Annotated in this window: 1 protein-coding gene; it reads right to left on the bottom strand. The window is 64.4% G+C overall.

Going from position 1 to position 26577, the window contains the following annotated elements; genetic code table 11:
• Complete coding sequence (locus tag DBV08_RS19760) at positions 1 to 26577, bottom strand: non-ribosomal peptide synthase/polyketide synthase (protein ID WP_124568578.1); 26577 nt, start codon at positions 26575 to 26577, stop codon at positions 1 to 3.

Raw genomic sequence — 26577 nt, 5'->3', positions numbered from 1 at the left:
TCAGACACCCCACTGAGCGATAACTTCTCGCAATCGTACAGCTATGGTTGCCGCCGGGCCCGGTTCGATCATCTTGTTGTGTTCACAATCGACTTCCGTGACTCGGATGTCGCCTTGTACGAACCGTCGCCATTCGGCCACGTCGTGTCCGTTCTCCGTAGATCTTCCGGCTACGAAGAACTCGACGTCTCCACGGTGGACAGGCGGTTGGTGCCGATTCGTCAATTCGACGGAGTGGGAGTAACCGCGACTGATCCGCGCTAGATGCTCCGCTTCGATTCCGATTCCGGCGCCAAGGGTCTGCTCCAGCAATTCCGCCGCTTCTTCGAAGCTCTCGACGGCCTTGGATCCCGCGGGCATCGCGAGCCCTGCCAGTAGTTCGGAGACCGAGAGTTCTGCGGGCTGATCGGAATCCGACGACGGATAGCTGTCGAGGATCGACAGCGTCACGTCACGGCCGGTGCGAGTAAGGCTGTGCGCCACGGCGTGTGCGATGACGCCGCCGAGCGACCAGCCGGCCAGATGGATCGGGCCGGTCGATGCCACGGCCGCAATGCGATTCGCGTAGTCGTCGGCGAGTTCGGTCAGAGAGTCGAAGCTGGGCCCGCCGCTCAGGGACGGTAGCTGAAGACCGTATACGGGTTGATCCAGCTCGAGGTGCTTGACGAATTCTGCATAACCCCAGGACAATCCGATACCCGGATGGACGAAGAACAGTGGTGCACGATCGGATCCGGCACGCAGCGTGATCATCGGGGCGAGCAGATCCGACGAATCGTCCGGCGAGTGTGCGTCCATTCCGTCGGCCGCGCGGGCGACACCGGCAGGTGTCGGGTCCAGGAAAAGCGATTGCAACGGCACGCGCATCCCGAGGCGCTTCTCGAGTTCGATGGTGATGCGAGTGGCCACGATCGACGTTCCACCCAGTTCGAAGAAGTCGTCGTCGATGCCGATGTGCTCGTGGCCGAGCACGGTCTCGAAGATGTCGACGACCGTTCGTTCGGTGTCGTTTGTCGGCGGTGCGTACGGGACCGTACGACGCTCGAAGCTCGGGGTCGGCAGTGCCTTGCGGTCGAGCTTGCCGACCGGTGTCACCGGAATGCGGTCGACGACGACAATCGCGCCGGGAACCATGTGCGCAGGCAGGCGAGAAGACAGGTGGCGGCGAAGCTCCCAGTCGTCGACGGTCTGTCCGTCCACGGGCTGGATGTAGGAGGCGATCATCGTCTCCCCCGACGGCGCTTCGTGCCCAAGTGTCGCGGCGAAGTAGACGGATGGGTGTGCCATCAGGACGGAGTCGATTTCGCCGAGCTCGATGCGGAATCCGCGGACCTTGATCTGGAAGTCGCTGCGGCCGAGGTATTCGAGGGTGCTGTCGGAGCGCCAGCGCACCAGGTCGCCCGTGCGGTACATGCGCTGGCCCGGGTCGCCGAACGGATCGGCGACAAATCGGTCAGCGGTGAGATCGGGACGATTGTGGTAGCCGCGGGCGAGTCCGGGGCCGGTCACGTACAGCTCCCCGATGACTCCCACTGGCACGGGCTTGAGGTGCCCGTCGAGGACCAGGCCGGCAAAGCCGATGGCCGGTCGGCCGATGTTGATGTCCTTGCCCGGCCGCATGGGTTCACTGACGCTGGCCTGGATCGTGGATTCGGTAGGTCCGTATCCGTTGAACATGCGACGGTCGCGGCCCCAGATGTCCACGAGTTCGGGTGGGCAGGCTTCGCCACCGACTGCGAGCACGCGGAGTTCGGGCAGCGCGGAACTTTCGATGGAGCTGAGTGCGGTCGGCGTGATGAACGCGTGTGAGACGTGTTCGTCGGCAAAGATTTCGGCCAACTCGGATCCGCCGAAGACCGTGGGTGGGATGACGACCAAGCAGGCACCGCTGCCGAACGCCATCATGAGTTCGAAGACGGAGGCGTCGAAGCTCGGTGATGCCAAGTGCGAGATTCGCGAATAGGGCTGGACGTTGAATCTCTGATGTTCTTCGGCGTTGAGGTTGGACAACCCGAGGTGGGTGACGATGACGCCCTTCGGCTTCCCGGTCGAACCCGAGGTGTAGATCAGGTAAGCGGGGTGGCCGTGATGCAGAGGGATCGTCCGGTCGCGATCGGTGATCGCGGCGGCGCTCTGGTGCTCGATCTCGTCGACGGTCTCGGCTGCGTCGAGGACCATCCACTCGACAGTGTCGGGAAGTTGACTGCGGTGAGCGTCGTCGGTGATGCCGAGTACGGCCCGCGAATCGTCGAGCATGTGGTTGATGCGGTCGTCGGGATAGTTCGGGTCTACGGGCAGGAATGCCGCTCCGGTCTTCGTGACCGCCCAGATGGCGATGATCTCCGCCGTGGACCGCGGCAGACCCAGAGCCACGAAGTCTTCGGGTCCGACACCGCGCCGGCACAGCGCTCGCGCCAGCTTCGTCGATTCGTCGTCGAGTTCGCGGTAGGTCATCGACCTCTCTCGACTCGAGAGGGCCGGCGCATCCGGGTTGGACGCGACTGCCTCGGCGAGGATCTCCGGCCACACCCGTGCTCGAGTCGCGGCTGCACCGGATGCCGGCACCAGAGCCGCTGTTTCGTCGGCGGCGAGGATGCCGATGTCAGCGATGCGTGTCGCCGGTTCGCGTCCGACCGCGCCCAGGATCAGGCGAAGTCGGTCGGCAAACCGCCGAATGGTGGCGGGTTCGAAGAGATCGGTTGCGAAGTCGAAGGCTGCGGACATCCCGGCCGGGATGCCGAACTCGTCGAACTTCTCGTCGACGATCAGTTCCAGGTCCTCCTTCGCGAATTTGGTTTCCACGGTCAGGCCTTCGATGTCGAGGCCCGGTAGGTGGAAATGTGCGGGTTCGTTGTTCTGAAGTTCGAGGGCGACCTGGAACAACGGTGAGTACGACGTGGATCTGGTGGGGTTGATGACGTCGACGAGCCGTTCGAATGGCAGGTCCGAGTTCTGGAATGCGGCCAGGTCGATTTCCCGGACGTGCTCCACCAGTTCGGCGAACGTGATGTCGGGATCGACGCTGGTGCGCAGGACCAGCGTGTTGACGAACATTCCGACGAGATGGTCGAGTGCTGCCTGACCTCGGCCGGCGATCGGTGTGCCGATGGTGACTTCGTCGGCGCCCGACAGCTTGGACATCAGCACGGCCAGCGCGCCGTGCAGTGCCATGAACATCGTGACACCGTTTGCCCTGGTGAGGTCCGCGAGGGCGCGGTGGGTGTTCGCGTCGATGTCGAAGGTGAATCGGTCACCGTGGAAGGTCTGTTGCACGGGCCGCGGGTGGTCGGTGGGCAGTGCGATGACGTCGTCGAGTCCGGCGAGTTGCTCGCTCCAGTAGCGCAATTGGCGACTGATGACAGATTCCGGGTCGTCTTCCGACCCGAGGACGCGATGTTGCCACAACGTGAAGTCTGCGTACTGCACTTCGAGTGGTGCCCACGTGGGCTCGGTCCCAGCCGTACGCGCCAGGTAGGCCGTCATCACGTCGCGTGCGAGCGGCGCCATCGACGAACCGTCGGCGCAGATGTGATGGACAACGACAAACAGAATGTGAACGGGTTCACCGGTGTCGAGTCGGAAGAGTGCCACGCGTAGCGGCAGGTCCACCGACACGTCGAAGCCGGTTGTGGCGAGTCGTTGCATGCGCTCTGAGAGTTCGTGCTCCCCCACGGTCATTTCACGGAGCGGCGGTACTGCCTCGTCGGCGGTGAGCACTTTCTGAATCGGATCGCCGCCGACGGCGGGGAACACGGTCCGCAGTGTTTCGTGCCGCTCGACGACGTCGGCTATCGCCTGTTGCATGGCGGTGACGTCGAGGTCACCGGTCAGGCGAACAGCTAGTGGGATGTTGTACGCGGCTGAGCGCGTGTCGAATTGGTTGAGGAACCACATACGCTTCTGCGCCAACGAGAGCGGGACGTTACCGTCGCGCTCCATGGGAGTGAGCGGCACAGTGCCGACGGCAGTGACAGCGTCGGAAAGCCGTTCGGCGAGCTGCGCTGTCGTCGGCGCCTCGAAGAGCACTCGCACCCCGACGTCGATGTTCAGTGCGGAGTTGAGCCGCGAGACCACGCGAGTGGCAATCAGCGAGTTGCCGCCGAGCTCGAAGAAGTTGTCGTCGACGCCTACCCGCTCGACGCCGAGTACATCGATGAAGGCATCGGCGATCCGACGCTCGAGACTGGTGCCGGGAGCCCGGAATTCCACGCCGGTTCCGGTGAACTCCGGGGTCGGCAAGGCTTTTCGATCGAGCTTGCCGACCGCGGTGCGCGGTAGCTCGTCGACGATCATGATGCTTGCCGGAACCATGTGCGAGGGAACACGTCCGGCGAGGTGCGCGGTGATCTCTGCGCCGGTCAGCGTCGATCCTTCCTCGACGGTGAGGTACGAAGCGAGAACTGTTGCGCCGGCCGGTCCGTCGACGCCGAGTGTCACGCAGTTCGTGACACTCGCCATTGCGGTGATCTGGGCGTCCACTTCGCCGAGTTCGATACGGAATCCGCGAATCTTGACCTGGAAGTCGCTGCGCCCGACGTATTCGATGGTGTGATCGCTTCGCCAGGAGGCGATGTCACCGGTGCGGTACATCCGGTCGCCTGGCTTGCCGAAGGGGTCGGCCACGAATCGTTCGCTGGTCAGGCCGGGACGCCGGTGGTATCCGCGAGCCAGGCCGATGCCGGCGATGTACAGCTCACCGGGAGCTCCGACGGGTACAGGTTGCAGGCGCGAATCGAGGATCATCTCGTGCACACCGCGGATCGGGCCACCGATCGTGATGGGTGCGCCCACCGTCATGGGTTCGCTGATGTCGGCCATGACGGTTGTCTCGGTCGGGCCGTAGGCGTTGACGAATTCTCGTCCGGGAGCCCACAGACCGACGAGATGCGGCGGTAGAGCCTCTCCCCCGACGACGACGTGCCGGAATTCGTCCAGACCGGCCGGGTCGACGGTGGCGAGCGCTGCAGTGGTGACGAACGCGTGAGTGACGTGTTCACGGCGGATCAGACTTGCCAGTTCGGCGCCGCCGTAGATGTCGGTCGGGACGATCACCATTGTTGCTCCGACACCGAATGCCTGCAGGTACTCGAAGATGGCTCCGTCGAAGCTGGGGGTGGCGAAGTGCAGGGTCCGAGAGTGCTGATCGGCGTGGAATCGACGTTGCTGGTCGAGCGCGAAGCTGTCGAGTCCGGTGTGAGTGACGACGACTCCCTTGGGTCGGCCGGTGGATCCCGAGGTGTAGACCACGTACGCGGCGTTGTCCATGACTACCGGTGCACGCCGTTCGTCCTGGGTGATCGGCAGCGTGCAACTGGTGGCGACGTCGTCGTCGAATGCTTCTTCTCCGAGCACCAACCAGGACACGATGGGTGGCAATGTGTCGATGGCGTCGACGACCGTCAACCCGAACAACACTTCGGAGTCGCTGAGCATGTGTTCGATTCGGTCGGCCGGGTAGGTGGGGTCGACGGGTACGAATGCCGCGCCGGTCTTGGCCACTGCCCACACCGCGAGTACTGATTCGACCGACCGTTCGATGCCGATGGCTACCGACGTCTCGGGCCCGGCGCCGCGGCGAATCATGGCTCTGGCCAACTGGTTCGAGCGCCGGTCCAGTTCGGCGTAGGTCATCGACCGGCTGCCGGCCGAGAGCGCGATGCGGTCGGGATAGGTGGCGGAGACGTCGGCGAGGATCTCCGGGAGCGTGCGAGCAGAGCGACCCGGGGAGCCGAAGACCGGCGCAAGATCACGGCTCTCGAACTCTGTGAGAACCTGCAGGCGGGCCAGCGGCTGATCCGGTGCCGAGGCCAGTTGCTCGAGGACTATGCCCACGCGCTCGGTGATCTTCGCGACTTCGCGGGCGGAGAAGTGCGTCGGCAAGTACTCCATCTTCAGGTTCAGCGTGTCACTTTCCGACGCGACAACGGCAATCGGATAGTGCGCCGAGTCGCGTCCGTCGATGCCGAGAACGTGCATTCCCGCGATGTCGGTGTCGGCGGTCAGGGCTGCCTCGTCGACGGGATACGACTCGAATACCGTCAGTGTGTCGAAGGAACCCGCGGCGCCCACTGCTCCCGCGATGTCCGACAGTCCGATGTGGTGGTGGTCGAGCAGTGACGCTTGCTCGGATTGGACGCGAATGGCCAGTTCCGCGAGGGTTTCTCGGGCGTCGAGGCGGACTCGTACGGGCACTGTGTTGATGAACAGGCCGACGATCGATTCCACACCAGACACCTGTGGTGGGCGTCCGGACACGGTTCCACCGAAGACGACGTCGTCGCGGCCGAGGAGTTCGGCGAGCACGATTCCCCAGGCCACTTGGACCAGGGTCGCCATGGTCAGTCCACGGCTTCGCGCGAACGCGCGAAGGGTCTGGGCCCGTTCGGTCGGCAGCGAGTACGAGTGAATGTCACTGGCAACGGTTTCGGCGGCCGTGCTCGCTTGCGAGAGTTGGGTGGATGTGTCCACGCCACGTAGCGCTTCCTGCCATGCGCGCAGCGACGAGTCGGGGTGCTGCTTCGAGATCCAGGTGAGGTAGTCGCGATACGACTGAACTCTGGGCAGAATCTCGGGGTCGCCGTCGGTTGCGTAGAGAGTCAGCAGGTCTCGCAGTAACAGCGGGGTTGACCAGCCGTCGAGCAGGATGTGGTGGTTCGTCACGACGAAGCGTGATGTGTCCGGTCCGATTCGCACGAGCATGAACCGGATCAGTGGGGCTGTTTCCATGTCGAAACGATGAGCGCGGTCGCGTTCGAGCAGCTGACCGAATGCGAGTTCACCGTCTTCGGCCCCGGACAGGTCGATCTCGGCCCAGCTGATCTCGAGACCGGAACGGATCACCTGCAGCGCCCGACCTCCCGGCGCGGAGACGAACCCCGCGCGCAGGCTCGGATGACGGTCGACCAAGGCCTGGGACGCGCGGCGCAACCGCGACGAGTCCACCCGTCCGCCGAGTTCGAGCGTCAGTTGCACCATGTACGGATCGATTTCGGTTTCGTCGAACTGGGCGTGGAAGAGCATGCCCGACTGCAGGGGTGACAGTGACCAGACGTCGGTCAGGTCGGGGAATCTGCGCTCGAGCTGTTCGATGCTCTGTTGATCTGTGGTGACGAGATCGAGATCGGTAGGCGTGAGTTCGCGCTCGGAGTGTCGGTCCACGTAGTCACTCAGCGCGCCGAGTGCTCGGGCCCAGAGCTCCGCCAGTTCGGCGACCTCGGCCTCGCTGAGAATGCCGCGAGGGAAAGACCATGTAGCGCGCAGAATCGGACCTTGTGCGGTGTCGGTGGTGACGGCGTTGATGTCGAGCACCGACGCGGCGGCAAGCTCTCCGCTGTGCGCTTCGTCGAGGGTCACCTCCGAGATCGGCAGCCACGGTACTTCGCCGTGCTCGGGATCCGAGCCGGCGAAACGTCCGAGGTAGTTGAACGAGATCTGCGGCGTGGGCAGCGCCCTCAGTTCCTCGCTTCGATCGAGGTACTTCAAGATGCCGAAGCCGATTCCGTTGTCGGGAAGGTCGAGCAGCGTTTCCTTGACGAGCTTCACGGCTGAGGCGGCGGTTGATCCACCGGACAGCGCGTCGACGACGTCGAGCCCGGTCAGGTCGATTCGCACCGGGAACAGGGTGGTGAACCAGCCGACCGTGCGCGAGAGGTCGGCGCCCGGTGCAGCGTTCTCCTCACGTCCGTGTCCTTCGAGATTGACGAGCACTTCCCCGCTGCGCTGTCCGCGCGATCGACGCCAGGCGGTGACGGCAATCGCGAGAGCTGCGAGCAGTCCGTCGTTCACCGAGCCACCGAAATGCTGCGGCACGGTCGAGATGATGTTTTCGGTCACCGAGGTCGGTACGTCGACGCTGATGCGGTCGACTGTCGCTCCGACGTCGACGGCGGGGTCGAGCCCGCGCGTCCCGAGCAGTGGTTCGTCGGTCCGCATCTTCGACCACAGGTCGATCTCGTCGCGTCGATCCGCGGCGGTCTCGGCGAGCGCTGTCGCCCAGCGACGTATCGAGGTTCCGCCAGGCGGAAGTATCGGAGTGTCGCCCTCGAACGCCGAAGCATATGCGGTGACCAGGCCGGGGACGATGATTCGCCAGGACACGCCGTCGACCGCGAGGTGGTGGAGGACCAGGAGCAACCGTCCCGCCTCGGGCCCGTTGCCGTTCGCGCTGACGGGATCCAACCAGACTGCGCTGATCATCGTGCCGTGTTCGGGATCGAGTCGGCTGGACGCGTCCTGCATCGCGGCTTCTGCTGCGCGGACGAATTCGTTCCCGCTGGTGGACACGACAGGGGTTCGGCGCAGGACGTCCGAGGCTGCGACGGTGCCGGGTTCGCGGATCTCGAGTTGGTGAGTGGCGGCGTCCAGGCGCGCCCGCAGCACGTCGTGGCGATCGAGGATCGTCTGCAGTGCTCGCTCCAGCGCGGGGCCGGACACGTCTGACGGCAGTGCGATCAGTGCGCTCTGGCTGTAACTGCGGATCGTGCTCAGGTCACCGCGACCGCGTTCGACGAGCCACTCCATGATCGGAGTGAGCGGTAGCATACCGACTCCCCCGCCCGGCACTTCCGTGAGAACCGGTGTGGTTTCCGATGATTCGACAAGGAGCACCTTGGTGAGTCCGGCAACCGTCTTCGCTTCGAAGACGTCCCGCGGAGTGAAGACGAGACCTGCGGACTTCGCCCGTGAGACGAGTTGAATCGACATGATCGAATCGCCGCCGAGACCGAAGAACGAATCGTCCACTCCGATATTGCCCCGCCCCAGTACTTCCGCGAAGAGGTCGGCAAGGACCGCTTCGGTAGCGGTGGCTGGTGCTCGCGTCGCCTCCGTTGTTCCGGTCACTGTGAAGTCCGGAGCCGGGAGGCTGCGTCGGTCGAGCTTTCCGTTGACTGTCAGCGGAAGCGACTCGAGGACGACGATCGCGGTGGGCACCATGTACTCCGCGAGTTCGGCGGCGACGAAGTCGGTCACCGTCGCTGAATCGACGGTACTGCCTGTTTCGGCGACCACGTACCCGACGATCCGCGGTGACGCTCCCTCCGTGCGAACAAGTGCCACCGAGGCCGCGACGCCGGGGCAGCGGAGCATTGCGGCTTCGATCTCTCCGAGTTCGATGCGGAAACCGCGCACCTTCACCTGGAAATCACTACGGCCCACGTACTCCAACTGCCCCGCGTCGTTCCACCTCGCCAGGTCCCCGCTCCGATACATTCGATCCCCCGAACTACCGAATGGATCGGGAAGGAACCGCACCGAAGTCAATGCGGGTTTCCCGAGGTATCCCCGAGTCACCTGATCGCCGGCGACGTACATTTCACCGACGACGCCTGGTGGTACCAAGTTCAGTCGCCGGTCGAGTACGTAGACGGACAATCCTGGTACGGCTCGCCCGATGATGCTCGCCGATGCATGCTCGCTGTCGTTGCGGTCGAGCGCGATTCGACTGACGTGCACTGTCGTCTCGGTGATCCCGTACATGTTGACCAGCGTCGGCGCTGTGTCCGCGCGACGGTCGTACCACTTGCGCAATTGCCCGAGATCGAGCGCTTCTCCACCGAAGACGACGTAACGCAGTGCAAGGTCGGGGTCCGTACCGTTCGGTGAGTACGCGCGATCGGCTTCGGCGAGTTGGTAGAAGGCGGTGGGTGTTTGGTTCAGCACCGTCACTCGCTCACGGCGGAGCAGTTCGTGGAACATGTCCGGCGATCTGGTCGTGTAGTAGTCGACGACGACCAACCGGCCACCGTGCAGCAGCGGACCCCACAGCTCCCAGACGGAGAAGTCGAATGCGTACGAGTGGAACATCGTCCACACGTCCGTGTTGTCGAATCCGAACGTCGGGGATGTGTTGTCCATCAGGGTCAGCACGTTTCGGTGGCTGACCTGGACGCCTTTGGGGCGCCCGGTGGATCCGGAGGTGTAGATGATGTACGCGATCGAGTCGGGCAGAAGTGGTGTGGTCCGGTCCGCGTCGGTGATGCGATGGGGCGCGGAGTGATCGAGGCGTACCGCGATCTCCGGCGATCCGAGTTCGACGATGTCGATGCCGGATTCGACGATCTCCGAAGGAAGGTCGCTTCGGAAGTCTCCGGTCGTGACCAGGCATACCGGCCGCGCGTCGTCGAAGAGGAAGCGCATGCGCTCGGCCGGGTAGGTGATGTCGACCGGCAGGTATGCCGCACCGGTCTTGATGACGGCGACGAGCGCGAGCACGAGATCGGTGGTTCTGGGCATCGCGACGGCAACCACGGATTCCGGACCGATACCGCGGCCGATCAGTAGCCGCGCCAGGCGGTTCGCGCGCCCGTCCAGTTCGGCGTACGTCATTGCAGCGTCGCTGTCGTTGACGGCGGTCGACGACGGATGTGCTGCAACAGCTTCGAAGAATCGGTCCGCGATGTTGTCGGCCGGAGCCGGTTCGGCGTGAGTGTTCCACTCGGTCAGCATCTGTCGACGCTCGTCGGCGCCCACGACGTCGATGTCACCGGTAGGAGTCGACGGCTCTCGGGAGACCACCTCGAGGAGGGTGAGCAGTCTGCGTGAGAACGATTCGATCAATTCACCGTCGAACAGGTCTGTGGCGTAGATGAATTCGGCGTCGATTCCAGCGGTTCCGCCATCCGCGTCGTAACGCTCGGTGACCGAGAGTTGCAGATCGAACTTGGCGACGGGTAGGTCGAACTCGACTCCCGAGACCGACAGTGCTGGCAGTTCGAGTTTCGGTAGCGCGTTGTTGCGGAACTCGATGAGGATCTGGAACAACGGAGTGTGTGACGTCGAGCGTTCCGGGTCGAGCGCGTCGACCAACCGTTCGAAGGGCAAGTCTGCGTGCTGGAACGCACCGAGATCGCCCTCGCGAACCTGGGCGAGTACGTCCTCGAACGTCGCGGCGGGCTCGATCTGTGTCCGCAGCACGAGAGTGTTGACGAACATTCCGACCAGGTGATCGAGTTCGGCCTCTCCGCGTCCGGCGACGGGTGTACCGATGGCGATGTCCTCCGTATCAGCCAGGCGCGCTGCGAGTACTGCCAGGGCCGCGTGCATGACCATGAACATGGTGCTGCCGTGCTCGCGGGCCAGATCGGTCAGCGCTCGATGGATCTGCGGCGATACAGCGAACCGGTGGACCGAGCCCACCATGGTCGGCTTCGCCGGACGTGCGGACGAGGTCGGCAGCGCGATCGGCTCGCCCAGTCCCGCGAGGCGGTCCTTCCAGTAGTCGAGCTGACGGGTCAGGGCGGAGTCCGGATCGTCCTCGGAGCCGAGCACTTCGTGCTGCCACACAGCGAAGTCGCCGTACTGCACGGCCAGTTCCGACCAGTTCGGCGCACTGCCGGCGCTACGGGCCGCATAGGCCGCTGCCACGTCCGCTGCCAGGGGGTTCATCGAGAACCCGTCGGCGACGATGTGGTGGACGACGATAACGAGTACGTGCCTGCGTGGGTCCCCGTCGACACGCAGGACCGCGCAGCGGATCGGAACTTCGGCCGAGGCGTCGAAGCCTGCCGAGGCCAGTTCGAGGATTCGATCGGACACTCGTGCAGCAGTGACGATTTCCGGCTCCAGGATCGGCACGACCTCCTCGCTGGACATCACCTGCTGCACCGGCTGTCCGTCGATCGAGGGGAACGTCGTCCGCAAGCTTTCGTGGCGACCCAGTACGTCCGCTACCGCGTCCTGCAATGCGGCGAAGTCCAGGTCGCCGTCGAGGCGTACAGCCAGGGGAACGTTGTAGGCAGGGGACGTCACGTCGAACTGGTTGAGGAACCACATCCGCTTCTGTGCCAACGACACGGGCAGTGGGTCCGGGCGAGATCGCCGAGTCAACGGTGGTCTGGGATGCTCGCCGCGGCCGACGCTCTCCGCCAGACGCGACAGCTGCCGAACTGTCGGGGATTCGAACAATCCTCGAACGCCGATGTCGGTGCCGAGGAGTGCGTTGACGCGGGCGATGACGCGGGTCGCGGTCAGGGAGTTTCCACCGACGTCGAAGAAGTGGGTGTCGACGCCGATCGGGGACACGCCGAGCGCGTCCTCGAAAACGCCCACCACCAGCCGTTCGAGCTCGGTGGCAGGTGCGGTGAGTGTTTCGGCATCGGTGTCGAAACGAGGCGCGGGAAGTGCAGCCCGATCGACCTTGCCGACGCCGGTCAGTGGTAGTTCGTCGAGCACGACGACGCTCGCGGGCACCATGTGTGCCGGCAGTACTTCCCGTGCCGCTGCTCGGACGTCCTCGGCGCTTACCGGGCGTTCGTCGTCACAGACGACGTATGCCGCCAGAGCCTGCTCGTCGGAGGGTCCGCGCACCGCCAACGTGACCGCGTACTCGACGCCTGGCAGCTGACCCAACGCCGTGTCGACCTCACCGAGTTCGATACGGAATCCGCGGATCTTGACCTGGAAGTCGCTGCGTCCGAGGTATTCGATGGTGCGGTCACTGCGCCAGCGCACCACGTCGCCGGTGCGGTACATCCGCTCCCCCGGCTCGCCGTACGGGTTCGCGACGAATCGTTCGCTCGTCAGCGGTGAGCGCCCGTGATAGCCGCGCGCGAGTCCGACTCCGGCGACATACAGTTCGCCGGGAACTCCGACGGAAACCGGTTGAAGTCTGCGATCGAGGACGACCTCACTGAATCCGCGGTTCGGCGGCCCGAGATACACCTTCTCGCCGGCCGGAATCGGGTCGCTGAGGTTGCAGGAGATGGTCGTTTCGGTGGGTCCGTAGACGTTGACGAACGATCTTCCCGGCGCCCAGGTGCGCACCAGGTCTGCCGAGGGTGCCTCGCCGCCCACCGTGATGGTGGTCAGTTCGTCGATTCCCTCGGGATCCACCGACGTCAGCGCTGCGGGCGTGACGAACGCGTGGGTGACATGTCCCTCACGGAGAACGTCGGCCAGTTCGGTTCCTCCGTAGACGGTGGTGGGAGCCACGACCAGTTCGCCGCCGACGGCGAAGGCGAGCAGATACTCGAGGACGGAGGCGTCGAAGCTCGGCGAGGCGAAGTGCAGTGCGCGCGAATGCTCCGTGAGGCCGTAGCGATGACGCTGTTCGTCGGCGAAGTTCTCGAGTCCGGTATGGGTGACGACGACGCCCTTGGGTCGTCCGGTCGAGCCCGAGGTGTAGATGAGGTAGGCGGTGTTCTCCAGCCGTGGGGTTCCTCGCCGCTCGTCCGCACGTAGCGGCGCCGTGGAGATACCGGCGAAGCGAGTGACATTGTTCGGGTCGTCGAGTGCAATCCACGTCGTCGCACCGCCGTCGCCGGGTGTGTGGGCTGCAGTGGTCAATCCGAGCGCGGATGCCGAATCCTCGAGCATGAACGAGATCCGGTCACTCGGGTAGCGAGGATCGATCGGCACGAAGGCGGCGCCGGTCTTGGTGATCGCCCAGACCGCCGCGACGGATTCGAAGGAACGTTCCACACAGATCGCTATCCGTGAATCCGGGCCGGCGCCTTCCGCGATCAGCACGCGCGCCCACTGATTCGACGCCTCGTCCAGTTCTCGGTACGTCAACTTTCTCTCACCACAGGACAGTGCGACCCGTTCGGGGAATCTGCCGGCGGTGTCGGTGAAGATGCGATCGAGGGTCCTGACCGAGCGGCCTTGCTGTCCTCGCGCGGGAACCAATTGCTGCACTTGCGAATCCGGCATCAGGCGCAGCTTCGCCAGCGGGAGATCCGGTTGTGCGGTGATCAGCTCGAGGGTGCGCAGCAACCGGTCCGCGATCGCGTCGATGTCGTGATCGCCCAGGACCCCCGGGAAATACTCGAACTTGAGCCGCAAGCGCCCGTCTGCCGCGGAGGCAACGATCGCGAGTGGATAGTGCGCGGCGTCCTCGGCGTCGTGGACGTCGAGAACGTGCATTCCGGCGATGTCGGTGCCGGAGGAGAGTCCACCGCGGTCGACGGGATACGACTCGAAGACAGTCAGGGTGTCGAACGATGCAGCGGCTCCCACTGCCGAAGTGATGTGCGAAAGCCCCACATGATGGTGATCGGACAACCGCGCCTGTTCCGCTTGGACGCGAATGCACAGCGCTGCCAGTGACTCTCGCGGGTCGAGACGAACTCGGACGGGGACGGTGTTGATGAACAAACCCACCATCGACTCGACGCCCGACACCTGGGGTGGTCTTCCGGAGACGGTTCCACCGAAGACTACGTCGTCGCGGCCGAGGAGTTCGGCGAGCACGATTCCCCAGGCCACCTGGATCAGGGAGGCTGTCGTCAGGCCACGGGAGCGGACGAATCCACGCAGAAGTTCCGTCTCACGTTCTCCGAGGGCTGTGGTGGTCGAGCGTGAGGTAGCGCCGTCCTCGTCGACGGCGTGAGTTCCGGTGAGCAGTGTCGGGTCGTCGAGTCCGCGGAGTGCTTCGCCCCAGGCTTCGATCGACACACTGTCGTCGCGAGTGCTGATCCAGCTCAGATAGTCCCGGTAGGGGTGCACACGTGGGATGGCACTGTGATCACTGTCGGTGGCGTAGAGGGTCAGCAGGTCACGGACCAGCAATGGCATCGACCATCCGTCGAGGAGGATGTGGTGGTTGGTCAGGATCAACCGGTACGCGTCGTCTCCGGTGCGCAGAAGCAGGAACCGCAGCAAGGGCGGCGTAGCCATGTCGAAGCCTCGCACCCGATCCGCATGGAGGAGTTCGCGTATCTCGGTTGCCTGTTCGGTGGGAGCCAGCGGAGAGATGTCGATCTCGGTCCACGGCACGTCCACGTCGGCGCTGATCACCTGCACCGATCGCCCACCGGTATCGGTCGTGAAGGCCGCGCGCAAGTTCTCGTGTCTGTCGAGCAACGCCTGTGCGGCGCGGTGCAACCGGGACGCGTCGACGCCGTCGAGTTCGAGCGCCAGTTGGACGGTGTACGCGTCGACTGTGTGTTCTGCGTAGCGCGCATGGAACAGCAGTCCGGATTGCAGCGGCGAGAGGGACCAGACGTCGGTCAGCGTCGGGAACTCGCGTTCGAGGCGGTCGATGGACTCCTGGTCCAGGTCGATCAGGTCGATGTCCGACGGTGTGAGGCCGCCGCGTTCGCTCTGCTCGGCGAACGTGGCCAGAGCGCGCAACGCCTGCACCCAGAGTTCGGCGATGGCGCGAGCATCGCGCTCTGCCAGCACGTCAGTGGGATAGGCGATAGTGGCACCGATGTGTGGTGCACCCGAGATTTCGGTGGTAACGACATTGACGTCCAGTACCGAGCCCACGGGCATGTCGGACTGTGCTACCCCTTCCAGGTCGACGTCACGGGCCAGTGCCCAGTCCCCCAGCGACTCTCCTGGTTCGGTGCCGGAAAAACGACCGAGATAGTTGAACGAGATCTGCGGTTGGCGGAGGTGTTCGAGATCCGCTCGACCCACCTCGTCGAGGTAACGCAGTACTCCGTACCCGATGCCGCTGTCCGGAACTCCCAACAGTTCTTCCTTGACACGCTTGAGCACCACCGCTGCCTCGGGGCCGCTGCGCATCACGTTCGCGATGTCGATGTCGGCGAGGTCGATCCGCATCGGGAAGACACTCGTGAACCAGCCGACCGTGTGTAGGACGTCCGCACCGGGCACCACGTGAGCTTCGCGTCCGTGACCCTCCATCGAGACGAGTACGTTGTCGGTTCGTGTGCCCCTTGCCTGTCGCCACTGCGTCAGTGCCAGTGCGAGCGCAGCAACGAGACCGTCGTTGACCGATCCACCGAAGAGCGCTGGAAGGGTTGTCAGGACTGTGTCGGACAGTTCGGCGGGCACGTCGGCGACGACTCTGCCGACCGAGTGGAAGGTGTCGAGCCGCGGGTCGAGTGGCCGGGTTCCGATCAGTGGATCGTCACCTTCGAGGATCGAACGCCACCGGGGCAATTCGACTCTTCGGCCTGGCGCGATGTCACGGAGCGCATACGACCAACGACGGACCGACGTACCCGGGTACGACGGCTCAGGCTCCTCACCGGCATCGATGCGGTGGAATGCCGACGCAAGTTCCGGTACGAGCACGCGCCAGGACACGCCGTCCACCGCGAGGTGGTGGATCACCAGCAGCAACCGGCCGGTGTTGCGTACGCCGGACAACCAGACGACCCGCACCATCTCGCCCCGGACGGGGTCGAGTTCTCGGCGCGCACCACTCAGAGCAGCGACGATCGCCGCGTCGAACACTGCGGTGCCCGGCTCGGCCTCTACCTCGATCACCCGGCAGATGTCCTCGGCTGCAACAGATCCCGGGTCGTCGACAACGAGCCTGCGCTCGCCGTCCAGTTCGAGACGCGCGCGAAGGATGTCGTGACGATCGAGAACGACTTGAAGCGCTGCGGTCAACTGCTCCACGCTGTGCAGCCCTAGCGGCGCATTGAGAAGAGTCGCTTGGGAGAACGAATCGAGACCCTGGAGATCGGAGCCGAGCCGGTCGAGCCACCACTGAGCCACCGGCAACAACGGCACGTGGCCAACCCCGCCTCCGGGAAGTTCTTCGAGCACCTCGGGTTCGTCGTCCTTGGTCGATGCCAGCAAAACCGCAAGACCGGCGACCGATTTCACCTCGAAGACGTCACGCGGGGTGAACACGAGCCCGGCGTCGCGGGCACGGGCGACGAGCTGAATCGACATGATCGAATCGCCGCCCATCGAGAAGAACGAGTCGTCGACGCCCACCGATTCGACACCGAGGACATCGACGAACAAGGCGGCCAGCGTGCGCTCGGTATCGGATTCGGCAGCCCGCGAGCGTGCCTGGGTTGCTCGCAGGTCGGGAACCGGCAGGGCTCGGCGGTCGAGCTTTCCGTTGGCAGTCATCGGCAGTTCGTCGAGCACGACCACCGCCGCAGGAACCATGTACGGGGCCAGAGCCGAGCCTGCGAACGCGATGACGGCCTCGGGATCGACAGTCTGAGCATCGTTGGCGGGCACGACGTATCCGACGATTCGCGCGGCGCCTCCGTCACGTTCGAGCGTGGTCACCACGGAATGCGCGACCCCGGGGTAACGAGCCAGAACTGCTTCGATCTCGCCGAGTTCGATGCGGAATCCACGAATCTTGACCTGGAAATCGCCTCGGCCCTGGTACTCGAGTTCGCCGTTCTTGTTCCACCTGGCGAGGTCGCCGGTGCGGTACATCCGCGAGCCGGCACTGCCCGCGGGATTGGGCACGAATCGTTCGGCGGTGGTGCCGGCGCGGTTGCGGTAACCGCGGGCGAGTCCGTCGCCGCTGACGTACAGCTCCCCCGTGACTCCGACCGGGACGCGGTGTAGGCGATTGTCGAGGACCCACGCCGTGATGCCTCTCGACGGGCGACCGATCGTCACTCGATCGGCCGGGGACATCGGCTCGGTGATGCTGGCGACGACCGTCGATTCGGTCGGTCCGTAGGCATTGATCATGATCCGGTGATCACTGACCCAGGCGGCGACGAGATCGGGCGGGCAGACGTCGCCACCCGTTCCGATGCAGACCAGCTCGTTCAGTTCGCTCGGATCGACTGTAGCGAGAGCAGCGGGGGTGATGAAGGCGTGCGTGATGTGCTGGTCGGCGATCAGGCTCGTCAGTTCGGTTCCGCCGATGATGCTCGGTGGAGCGATGACCATCGTGGCCCCGGCACCAACAGCCATCAAGAGTTCGAGAATCGAGGCGTCGAAGCTCGGTGAGCTGAAATGCAGCGTGCGGGAGGTCGATTCCACTCCGAATCGACTACGTTCCTGTTCGGCGAGTGCCGAAAGCCCACGGTGAGTGACCATGACGCCTTTGGGGACGCCGGTGGAACCGGAGGTGTAGATGACATAGGCAGGATTGTCCAGAGAGACCGTTCCCGACAGTTCCGAGGCCTCCAGCCGCTGATCTCCGAACTGTTCGAGGGTTGCCAGTGTCTCGGCCTGATCGAGCAGAACTGCGTCTGCCTCGTCGGGGACGACACCCACATGCTCGGCGGTGGTGAGGACGACGCCCGCTCCCGAGTCGTTGATCATGTGATGTACGCGGTCGACGGGGTACGCCGGGTCGACGGGTACGAATGCGGCGCCGGTCCGAGCAACCGCCCAGATCGCGACCACGGAGTCCAGTGAGCGTGGCAATGCCAGGGCGACAACGGATTCCGGACCTGCCCCGCGGCCGATCAACAGTCGTGCAAGCCGATTGGCGCGGCGGTCCAGATCGGAGTACGTCAGATGTCGGTCGCCGAAAATCAGTGCAGGTCTTTGCGGTTCGTCGACGTACTTCCGCTCGAGCAACGTCGAGAAGTGAACCTGGTCGGGAAGTTCCGGTGCAGACACGACGCTGATCGTGTCGGTGTCGACCACGAGATCGATGTCGCCGACCGGCGTGTGCGGTGATTCGGTCACCGCACCGAGGATCCGAATCAGATATCGAGCGAAACCTTCGACGGTCGACTCGTCGAACAGGGCGCTCGCATAGGTGAACCCGGCCTCGATTCCCGCGGGCCTGCCTTCCTCGTCGAACTTCTCGGCAAGCGTGAGTTGCAGATCGAAATTCGAGACGGCGGATTCGAGTTCGAGGACCTCGACGTCGAGGTCCGTCAGACGAACCGCTGGTCGACTGGTGTTCTTGAACTCCAGCATCACCTGGAACAACGGTGAATGCGAAGTCGACCGCTCCGGAGCCAGCGCATCGACGACGCGCTCGAAGGGGACGTCTGCATGAGCGAAGGCGTCGAGGTCGGTGCTGCGAACTCTGGCCAACAGATCGGTGAACGAGGCTGCCGGGTCGACGTCGGCGCGAAGCACCAATGTGCCGACGAACATACCGACCATCGGATCGAGGAGGGCATTTCCGCGCCCGGCGATCGGTGAGCCGATCGTGATGTCTTCCATGCCGGACAACCTCGCCACGAGCACTGCGTATGCGGCGTGTATCGCCATGAACATACTGCTTCGGTGTTCGATCGCGGTTTCGCTCAGACGACGGTGGATGCCGGCATCGATGTCGAATCGAACGACGCCGCCCGAGAGATCCTGTACACGCGGCCGCGGTCGATCTGCGGGGAGCGCAAGAAGTTCGGGAACACTCGCCAGTTGACGTGTCCAGTACTCGAGCTGACCGGCAAGAGTGCTGTCCGATTCGTCGATCCGACCGAGAGCCCTCTCCTGCCAGATAGCGAAGTCCGCGTACTGGACTGGAAGAGGAGACCAGTCGGGCGCCTCACCTCGATGCCGTGCCGAGTACGCGGTCATCACGTCGAACGCCAACGGTGCCATCGAGAATCCGTCGGCGCAGATGTGATGGACGACCACAGTCAGGACGTGATCTTCTGGGTCGACCTCGATCAGTTCCGCCCTGATCGGCGGAGCCTGCGTCACGTCGAAGCCCCTCGAGGCGACACGTTCGATCTCCCCGAGCACCGCTTCGGTGTTCGCGGCCACCACCGGCAGCGCACCCAACGCTTCACCGGGTTCCACGATCACCTGCGCCGGCACTCCCTCGATCATGGGAAACAGCGTGCGCAGCGATTCGTGGCGAGTAAGCACGTCGGTGATCGCGCCCTCCAACGCGGCAACGTCCAACCGGCCTCTCAGCCTGATCGCAATGGCGACGTTGTATGCCGCGGACGTGACGTCGAATTGATTGACGAACCACATGCGCTTTTGTGCCAGCGAAAGCGGGATCGTCTGTGGCCGCGGCAAGGCCTCGAGCGGAAGGACTACCGGTCCCCCTCGCGCCGTGGCGCACTCGACCGCCAACTGTGCAACGGTCGGCGCGTCGAACAACTCTCTGATCGACAGGTTCAACGACAGCGAATCGTTCACGCGCGCCACCGCGCGGGCAGCGACGAGACTGTTTCCGCCGATCTCGAAGAAGTTGTCGTGAACACCGACTGCCCCGGATTCCAGAAGCTCTTCGAAGATCGCCGCCAATTGCGCTTCGAGCGGTGTTCGCGGCGCCAGATACGTCTGCGAGCTGTCGAAGCTGGGCGCGGGCAGAGCCTTCCGATCGAGCTTGCCGGTCGAGCCGAGCGGGAACACGTCGAGGGCGATGACCACTGCAGGGACCATGTAGGCCGGAAGGAGACCTCTCAACTCGGTGCGTAGGCCGTCCGTGTCGATCGAAGTGCCGGTCGCTGCGATGACGTAGCCGACCAAGCTGTCACCGACGACGTCGTCGTGATGGACGAGAGCAGCAGCTTGCGCGACGCCGGGCAGCCTGAGCAACGCTGCTTCGACCTCGGCGAGTTCGATGCGCTGGCCGCGGATCTTGACCTGGAAATCGCGTCGACCGACGTAGTCGAGCAGCCCGTCGGCGCGCCACCGGACGACATCACCGGTGCGGTACATCCGGGTGCCCGACGGGCCGTACGGATCGGCCACGAATCTGTCTGCGGTCAGATCGCTGCGCCCGAGGTATCCGCGCGCCAGTTGTACTCCCGCCAGGTACAGCTCGCCGTGAACGCCGACCGGAACGGGATGCAGCCGCCCGTCGAGGACATAGAGCTGGGTGTTCCACACGGGCGCACCGATGGGAACGGTGACGGTCATGTCTGGGGTGAATTCGGCGGCGCTGACGTCGACGGCAGCCTCCGTGGGGCCGTACAGGTTGAACAATCCTGCAGAACTCAGACGGGTGAACGCCTCCGCAGTGGTCGGCGCAAGAGCTTCACCGCTGCAGAACACCTGACGCAGGCTCGCGCACTGCCCGGCAGTCGCGACAGCGACGAATTCCGCGAGCATCGACGGAACGAAGTGCGCCGTCGTGACGCCCTTTTCCGCGATCAACGCCGACAGGTATCCGGGATCTCGGTGCCCCTCCGGTTCCGCGATCACCAACTGCGCGCCGGTCTGCAGGGGCCAGAACAGTTCCCACACCGAGACGTCGAAGGTCACCGGAGTCTTGTGCAACACCACGTCCGACGTGTGAAGTGGGTAGGTGTCCTGCATCCACAGCAGGCGATTGACGATCGAACGGTGCGATACTGCAACACCTTTCGGCCGACCCGTCGATCCGGACGTGAAGATAACGTAAGCAGCATTGTCCGGGTGGAGGGGTCCGACCCGATCAGCGTCGGTGATCGGCGCCGTCGTGGACACCTGACGATCGAGATCGACGTCGACGATCGGGACTCGCGAGGGAAAAGCTCCGTGGTCCTGGGGCCTGCTCAGCACGCAGACGGGTTCCGCGATGTCGAAGACGTACGCGATGCGTTCGGCGGGATGATCGGGGTCCACCGGGACGTATGCCGCACCGGCACGGATCACGGCGTGGACCGCGACGAGTAGTTCCGGAGACCGGCGAATCGACACCGCGACGCGCATGTCCGGGCCGACGCCTCGGCCGATGAGGGTTCTGGCGAGATCGCTCACCCTCGCGTCGAACTCCGCATACGTCAGCGTTCGCTCACCGAAGATCAGCGCGGCCTTCTCGGGTGTCCGGGCTGCCTGCTCTGCCGACAGGTCGGCCAGGGTAGTGATCGGTACCGCGTGCTCGGTGGCATTCCACCGCTCGAGGACCAGTTCTGCCTCGCCCGGAGCTGTGAGGTCGACGTCGCCGACGACGGAGTCCGGATGCGCAGCTACCGCGTCGAGCAGCATCGTGAAACGATCGGCCAGGCCCGACATGGTGTCCGAGTCGAAAAGTTGACTGGCGTAGTTCATCTGGCCGTCGAGATGGTCGCCGCGATCGGTGAGGATGACCTGAAGATCGAACTTTGCCGCGCCCGTGGACAGTTCGTCGACCGTGACCTCGAGCTCGGGCAAAGTGACCTCGGTGGGAGCGGCGCCCTGCATCACCAGCATCACCTGGAACAGCGGCGTCTGGCGCTCTGCGAGGGATTCGACGAGTACGTCGTACGGGACTTCGGTGTGCTGCAAGGCCGCCACGTCGACGTCGCGGACACGGGTGAGAACTTCACCGAAGGTGAGCCCGCCGTCGAGAACGGTCCTGAGCACCACGGTGTTGACGAACATCCCGACGACGTCGTCGAGGGCGCGCTCACTCCGCCCGGCCACCGGAGTGCCGATCGTGATGTCGTTCGCTCCGCATTCTCGGCTGAGCAGGACGGCCAGTGCGGCGTGGATCACCATGAACGTGCTGACATCGCTGCGCGCCGCGATCTGGGCGACGCGGCGGTACGTCGCGGAGTCGATCCGGAAATCGAGATTGCCCCCGCGCAGTGAGACGCCCGCCGGCCGCGGATGATCCATCGGAAGTTCCGCGAGCTCCCCGCGGTCGGTGAGGGCGTGCGACCAGAACCGCAACTGCTCCGCCAGAATCGAATCCGGGTCGGACGCTTCGCCGAGCGCACCGCGTTGCCACTCGCTGAAATCGCCGTACTGCACTTCGAGTGGCAGCCACGCCGGAACGCGTCCGCTCGCCCTCGAGGCGTACGCGACCATGACGTCACGAGCCAGCGGCGCCATCGACAGGCCGTCCGCTGCAATGTGGTGCACGACGAGGACCAGGGTGTGCTCACGTTCGTTCACTTCGAGCAGAGTGGCGCGGATCGGCACCGATTCACTGACGTCGAATCCCTCTCGCGCAAGTTCACTCGCCCGCGCTGCGGCCGCTGCGGCCGGCACCGTTTCGACCTCGAGATGATCGAACATCTCGTCCACACCGAGAACGTGCTGTACCGGTCCACGAGCGCTCTCGGGGAAAACGGTCCGCAAGACCTCGTGCCGAACGATCACGTCCCGCAGTGCGGTGAACAGTGCGTCGACGTCGAGGTCGCCGGTCATCGAAACCGCGATCGGAATGTTGTACGCCGGCGAACTCGGATCGAGTTGATTGGTCAGCCACATTCGTTGCTGCGCCAGAGATACCGGTATCCGGTCAGGGCGATCGATACGCGTCAATGCGGGGGCACGTGTGTTCCGCGAGTCCGCGAGGTCGGCACGTGCAGCGAGAGCGGAGACGGTCGGCGCCTCGAAGAGGTCGAGAACGCTCAGCGTCGTTCCGAGCGCTCCGTTCACCCGCGACACGACGCGGGTCGCGATCAACGAGTCACCGCCGAGGTCGAAGAAACTGTCGTCTGCTCCTGCGCGGGTGATGCCGAGCAGATCGCAGAACACCGCCGAAATGCGCTTCTCGGTCGAGGTTTCGGGGGCACGGTATTCGGCCGAGCCGCCCGCCGAGTCGATGTCCGGTAACGCTTTCCTGTCGATCTTTCCTGCCGGAGTCAGCGGAATGGAATCGAGGACGACGATCCTCGACGGAACCATGTGGGGAGCCAACGAGGATCTCGCGTGGGCGATCAACTCGGAGTTGTCGATGTGTGTGCCCGCAACCGCTGTGACGTACGCGGCCAACAGTGTTTCCCCACTCGGGCCCGCAACTCCGGCGGTGACGGCCTGCGCGACGCTCGGGTGGCGGCGCAGTACGTCGTCGATCTCGCCGAGCTCGACGCGGAAACCGCGGATCTTGATCTGGAAGTCGCTCCGGCCGAGGTACTCCAGCTCACCGTCGCCGTTCCACCGCGCGAGGTCACCCGTGCGGTACATGCGCTCTCCTGCAGCACCGTTGGGGTCGGCCACGAATCGTTCGGCCGTGATCGTGGCACGCGCGTGGTATCCGCGCGCCAAGCCGACACCGCTCACGTAGAGCTCTCCGGCGACACCGATCGGCACCGGCTGAAGCCGCGAGTCCAGGAGGACGGCTGCGGCGCCGCGCATCGGCTTTCCGATGGTGACGGGAACATCGCTGCTCAATGGTCCGGTCAGGGTGGCGACGACGGTGGTTTCGGTCGGTCCGTACGCGTTGAACATCGAGCGTCCGTGTGACCATTGATCTACCAGCGCGGGTGAGCAGGCGTCGCCGCCGGTCACGACCACTCGTAGATCCGGTAGGCCGGCGGGATCGACTGTAGCCAGCGCGGCCGGGGTGACGAAGGCGTGGGTGACCCGGCCGACGCGCATCACCTGGGCCAGTTCGTCGCCGCCGTACACGGTGGGCGGCGCTATCACCATCGTCGCCGCGCCGCCGAAGGCAAGGAGAAGTTCCAGTACCGAGGCGTCGAAACTCGGCGAAGAGAAATGCAGGGTGCGGTCGCCTGGTTCGACTCCGAACCTGACTCGTTCTTCGTCGGCGAAGCTGCTCAGTCCACGGTGACTGACCACGACGCCTTTGGGGACGCCGGTAGATCCCGAGGTGTAGATCAGGTACGCCGGGTCGTCGTAGCGCACCCGGGAGCGACGTTCGGAGTCGTCGACCGGTGCATCCGAGCGGTATGTGTTCGGTTCGTCGGTGCTGAATTCGTCCAGAAGCAGCCAGTCCACCGAATCGGCGAGCCCTGCATGGTGTTCCCCCACGCTGATTCCGACAACAGCTCCCGAATCGGTGAGCATGTGCCGAATACGATCTTCGGGGTAGTGCGGATCTATCGGAAGGAAGGCACCGCCGGTCTTCGCCACCGCCCACGTCGCGGTCACGGATTCGATCGACCTCGACAGCGCAAGGGCGACATAGGTGCCGGGGCCGACTCCCCTGTCGATCAGTTCGCGGGCGAGTTTGTTCGACTCGGCGTCGAGTTCCCGGTAGCTCATCTCACGATCACCGAAAACGAGCGCTGGGGTATCGGGGTTCACAGCCGCGGCCCGGCGGAGGATGTCGGGAAGGGTCAACGGGGCGGACGCGGTCGCTCCCCGTGCCGGTACCAGGGACTCACGCTCGAACTCGTCGAGAAGATCGAGGTCTCCGACCGGCGTTCGCGGGGCTGCTGCTGCGCCGGCAAGGATGCGTACCAGTCGCGAGAGGAAGGCTGGGACCGTGGATTCGGCGTAGTGCTGCGTGGAGTATGCAACCTCGAGGGCGCCGGTATCCGCGTGGACCCCGATCGCCACATCGATGCCGGTAATCGCTGTCTCCTGCGAGCCGTCGTCGAGATGGACGTGCAACTCGGGCAGCTCGGGGACACCTGCTGCCGATCGAAGAACCAACGTTTCGCGTTCTCGAGCGAGAGAACTCACGAACTCGTCGAAAAACGCTTCCGGATCGACCTCGCAGCGCAGAGGCAAAGTCCCCCACTCGGTCCTCGTTCCGATCAACACGTCACGGCGCTCGGTCGATCTCGACAACAATGCCGCAAATGCCGCGTGGACAACGGCAAAGAGTGAAACACCTTCCGTACGCGCGAATGTGGCGACCGCGGGATCGAGCGGGACGCTCAGCCGAGTCGCGCCGGTGGGCTCCGATTCTGCGTCGATTCGCTCGAGCCCCAGGATGGAGCCCTCGTCGGCGTCCCCCAGATATCCAGCCCAGAACCTTTCGTTTTCCCTCCGCCGCGCGCTGCGTGCCCCGGCCTCGGCGCTTGCCGGATGAATTCGGCTCATCGGCGTGCCGGCCGGTGCTGCTGACAGTTCTGCGACCAACTCGGTGAACGCCCGGTGATGTTCGGCCAGTTCGTCGTGACCGTAGCGATTGGGGTTTCCGCGAAAATCGATCAACGTCTGCGCCGGATCGCCGCTCTGGTACACGTTGACCAGCAGATCCTCGACCGGACCCGACGTGACGATGTGATATTCACCGGTCAGCGGCCCCAGGGTTATCTCTTGCCGGAAGAGCATCACATTCATCATCGGACCGGACAGACGCGCGTCGCCGACGGTCAGACCGGCATCACGTCGAATGTCCTCGAGGCTGCATCGCTGATGACGAAGCGCACCGAGAAGTTCGAGTTGGACCCGCCCGACCAGGTCGTCGACGCTTTCGTCGGGGTCGACGTGGATGTGAAGTGGCGCGACGTTGACCAGCATGCCGCCGGACCGTTGCAGCGGGGCCGTCGTCCTCGCGGAAACCGGCAAGTTGATCAGAACGTCGCCGTAGCCGGTGTTGCGAGACAGGTAGCACGCCAGTGCTGAAATCAGTACCGCCGCCGGAGTCGCCCCGGAACGCGAGTTCCATTCGTCCAACGCGGCAAGGCTTTCCGTCGACATCGAGGCGCTGACGAGCTCACTCCGAGCGGTCGGGGGTCCCTCGCGGGTCGCCAACGTCGAACCGTGTTCGACGCCCGCCACTCGCTGGGCCCAGTACTCGCGGTCGGCTTCGAACCGACTCGATTCTCGGTACTTCTGATCGAGTTCGGACAGCGTCATGACGTCGAGTGCCTTGTTCACCGCAGGCTCTCGACCTTCGACGGCTGCGGTGTAGATCGCCGCAATCCTATTGACGATCGTCATTCCGCTGTATCCGTCGAGAGCGACGTGATGAATTCTGGTGTACCACAGGTAATCCCGATCACCAGTTTGGAGAATTGTCATCTCGACGAGACGATCGCGAGTCAGATCGAGCGTCGTCGCGTAATCGTTGTCCATCCACTCCGACGCAGCCTGCCGAGGGTTCTCACGCTCGCGGAAGTCGAAGTAGTCGATGCCCGGGTCGATCGTGAAGTCCACGATCTGGCACGGCTCCCCGTCCGGGTACATCAACCGTAGAAACGGCGATTCGAACTCGTGGGCAGCCTCCACTGCGGCGCGACTGAGCAGTTGCATGTCCAGATCGCCGTGGAACTCGATGTACTGCGCGATGAAGTACGGGACAGTCGGGTGAAGTTGCTGCGCGAACCACATACTGCGCTGCACCGCTGACAGGGGGAACGCTCCCGCCGGCAGGCTTCGCGATCCGGTCAGCGGATCGATCCTCTTGTCGGTATCCAT

This window comes from Rhodococcus sp. KBW08 (genome assembly GCF_003852455.1).
Taxonomy (GTDB): Bacteria; Actinomycetota; Actinomycetes; order Mycobacteriales; family Mycobacteriaceae; genus Rhodococcus_F; species Rhodococcus_F baikonurensis.
Note: the sequence above shows the minus strand (reverse complement) of the source record. Positions and strands in the feature narration are given on the sequence as shown.

Bases quoted from the DNA above. Each gene is read 5' to 3' on its own strand.
- DBV08_RS19760 (WP_124568578.1), bottom strand. From the start codon at position 26,577: ATGGATACCGACAAGAGGATCGATCCGCTGACCGGATCGCGAAGCCTG.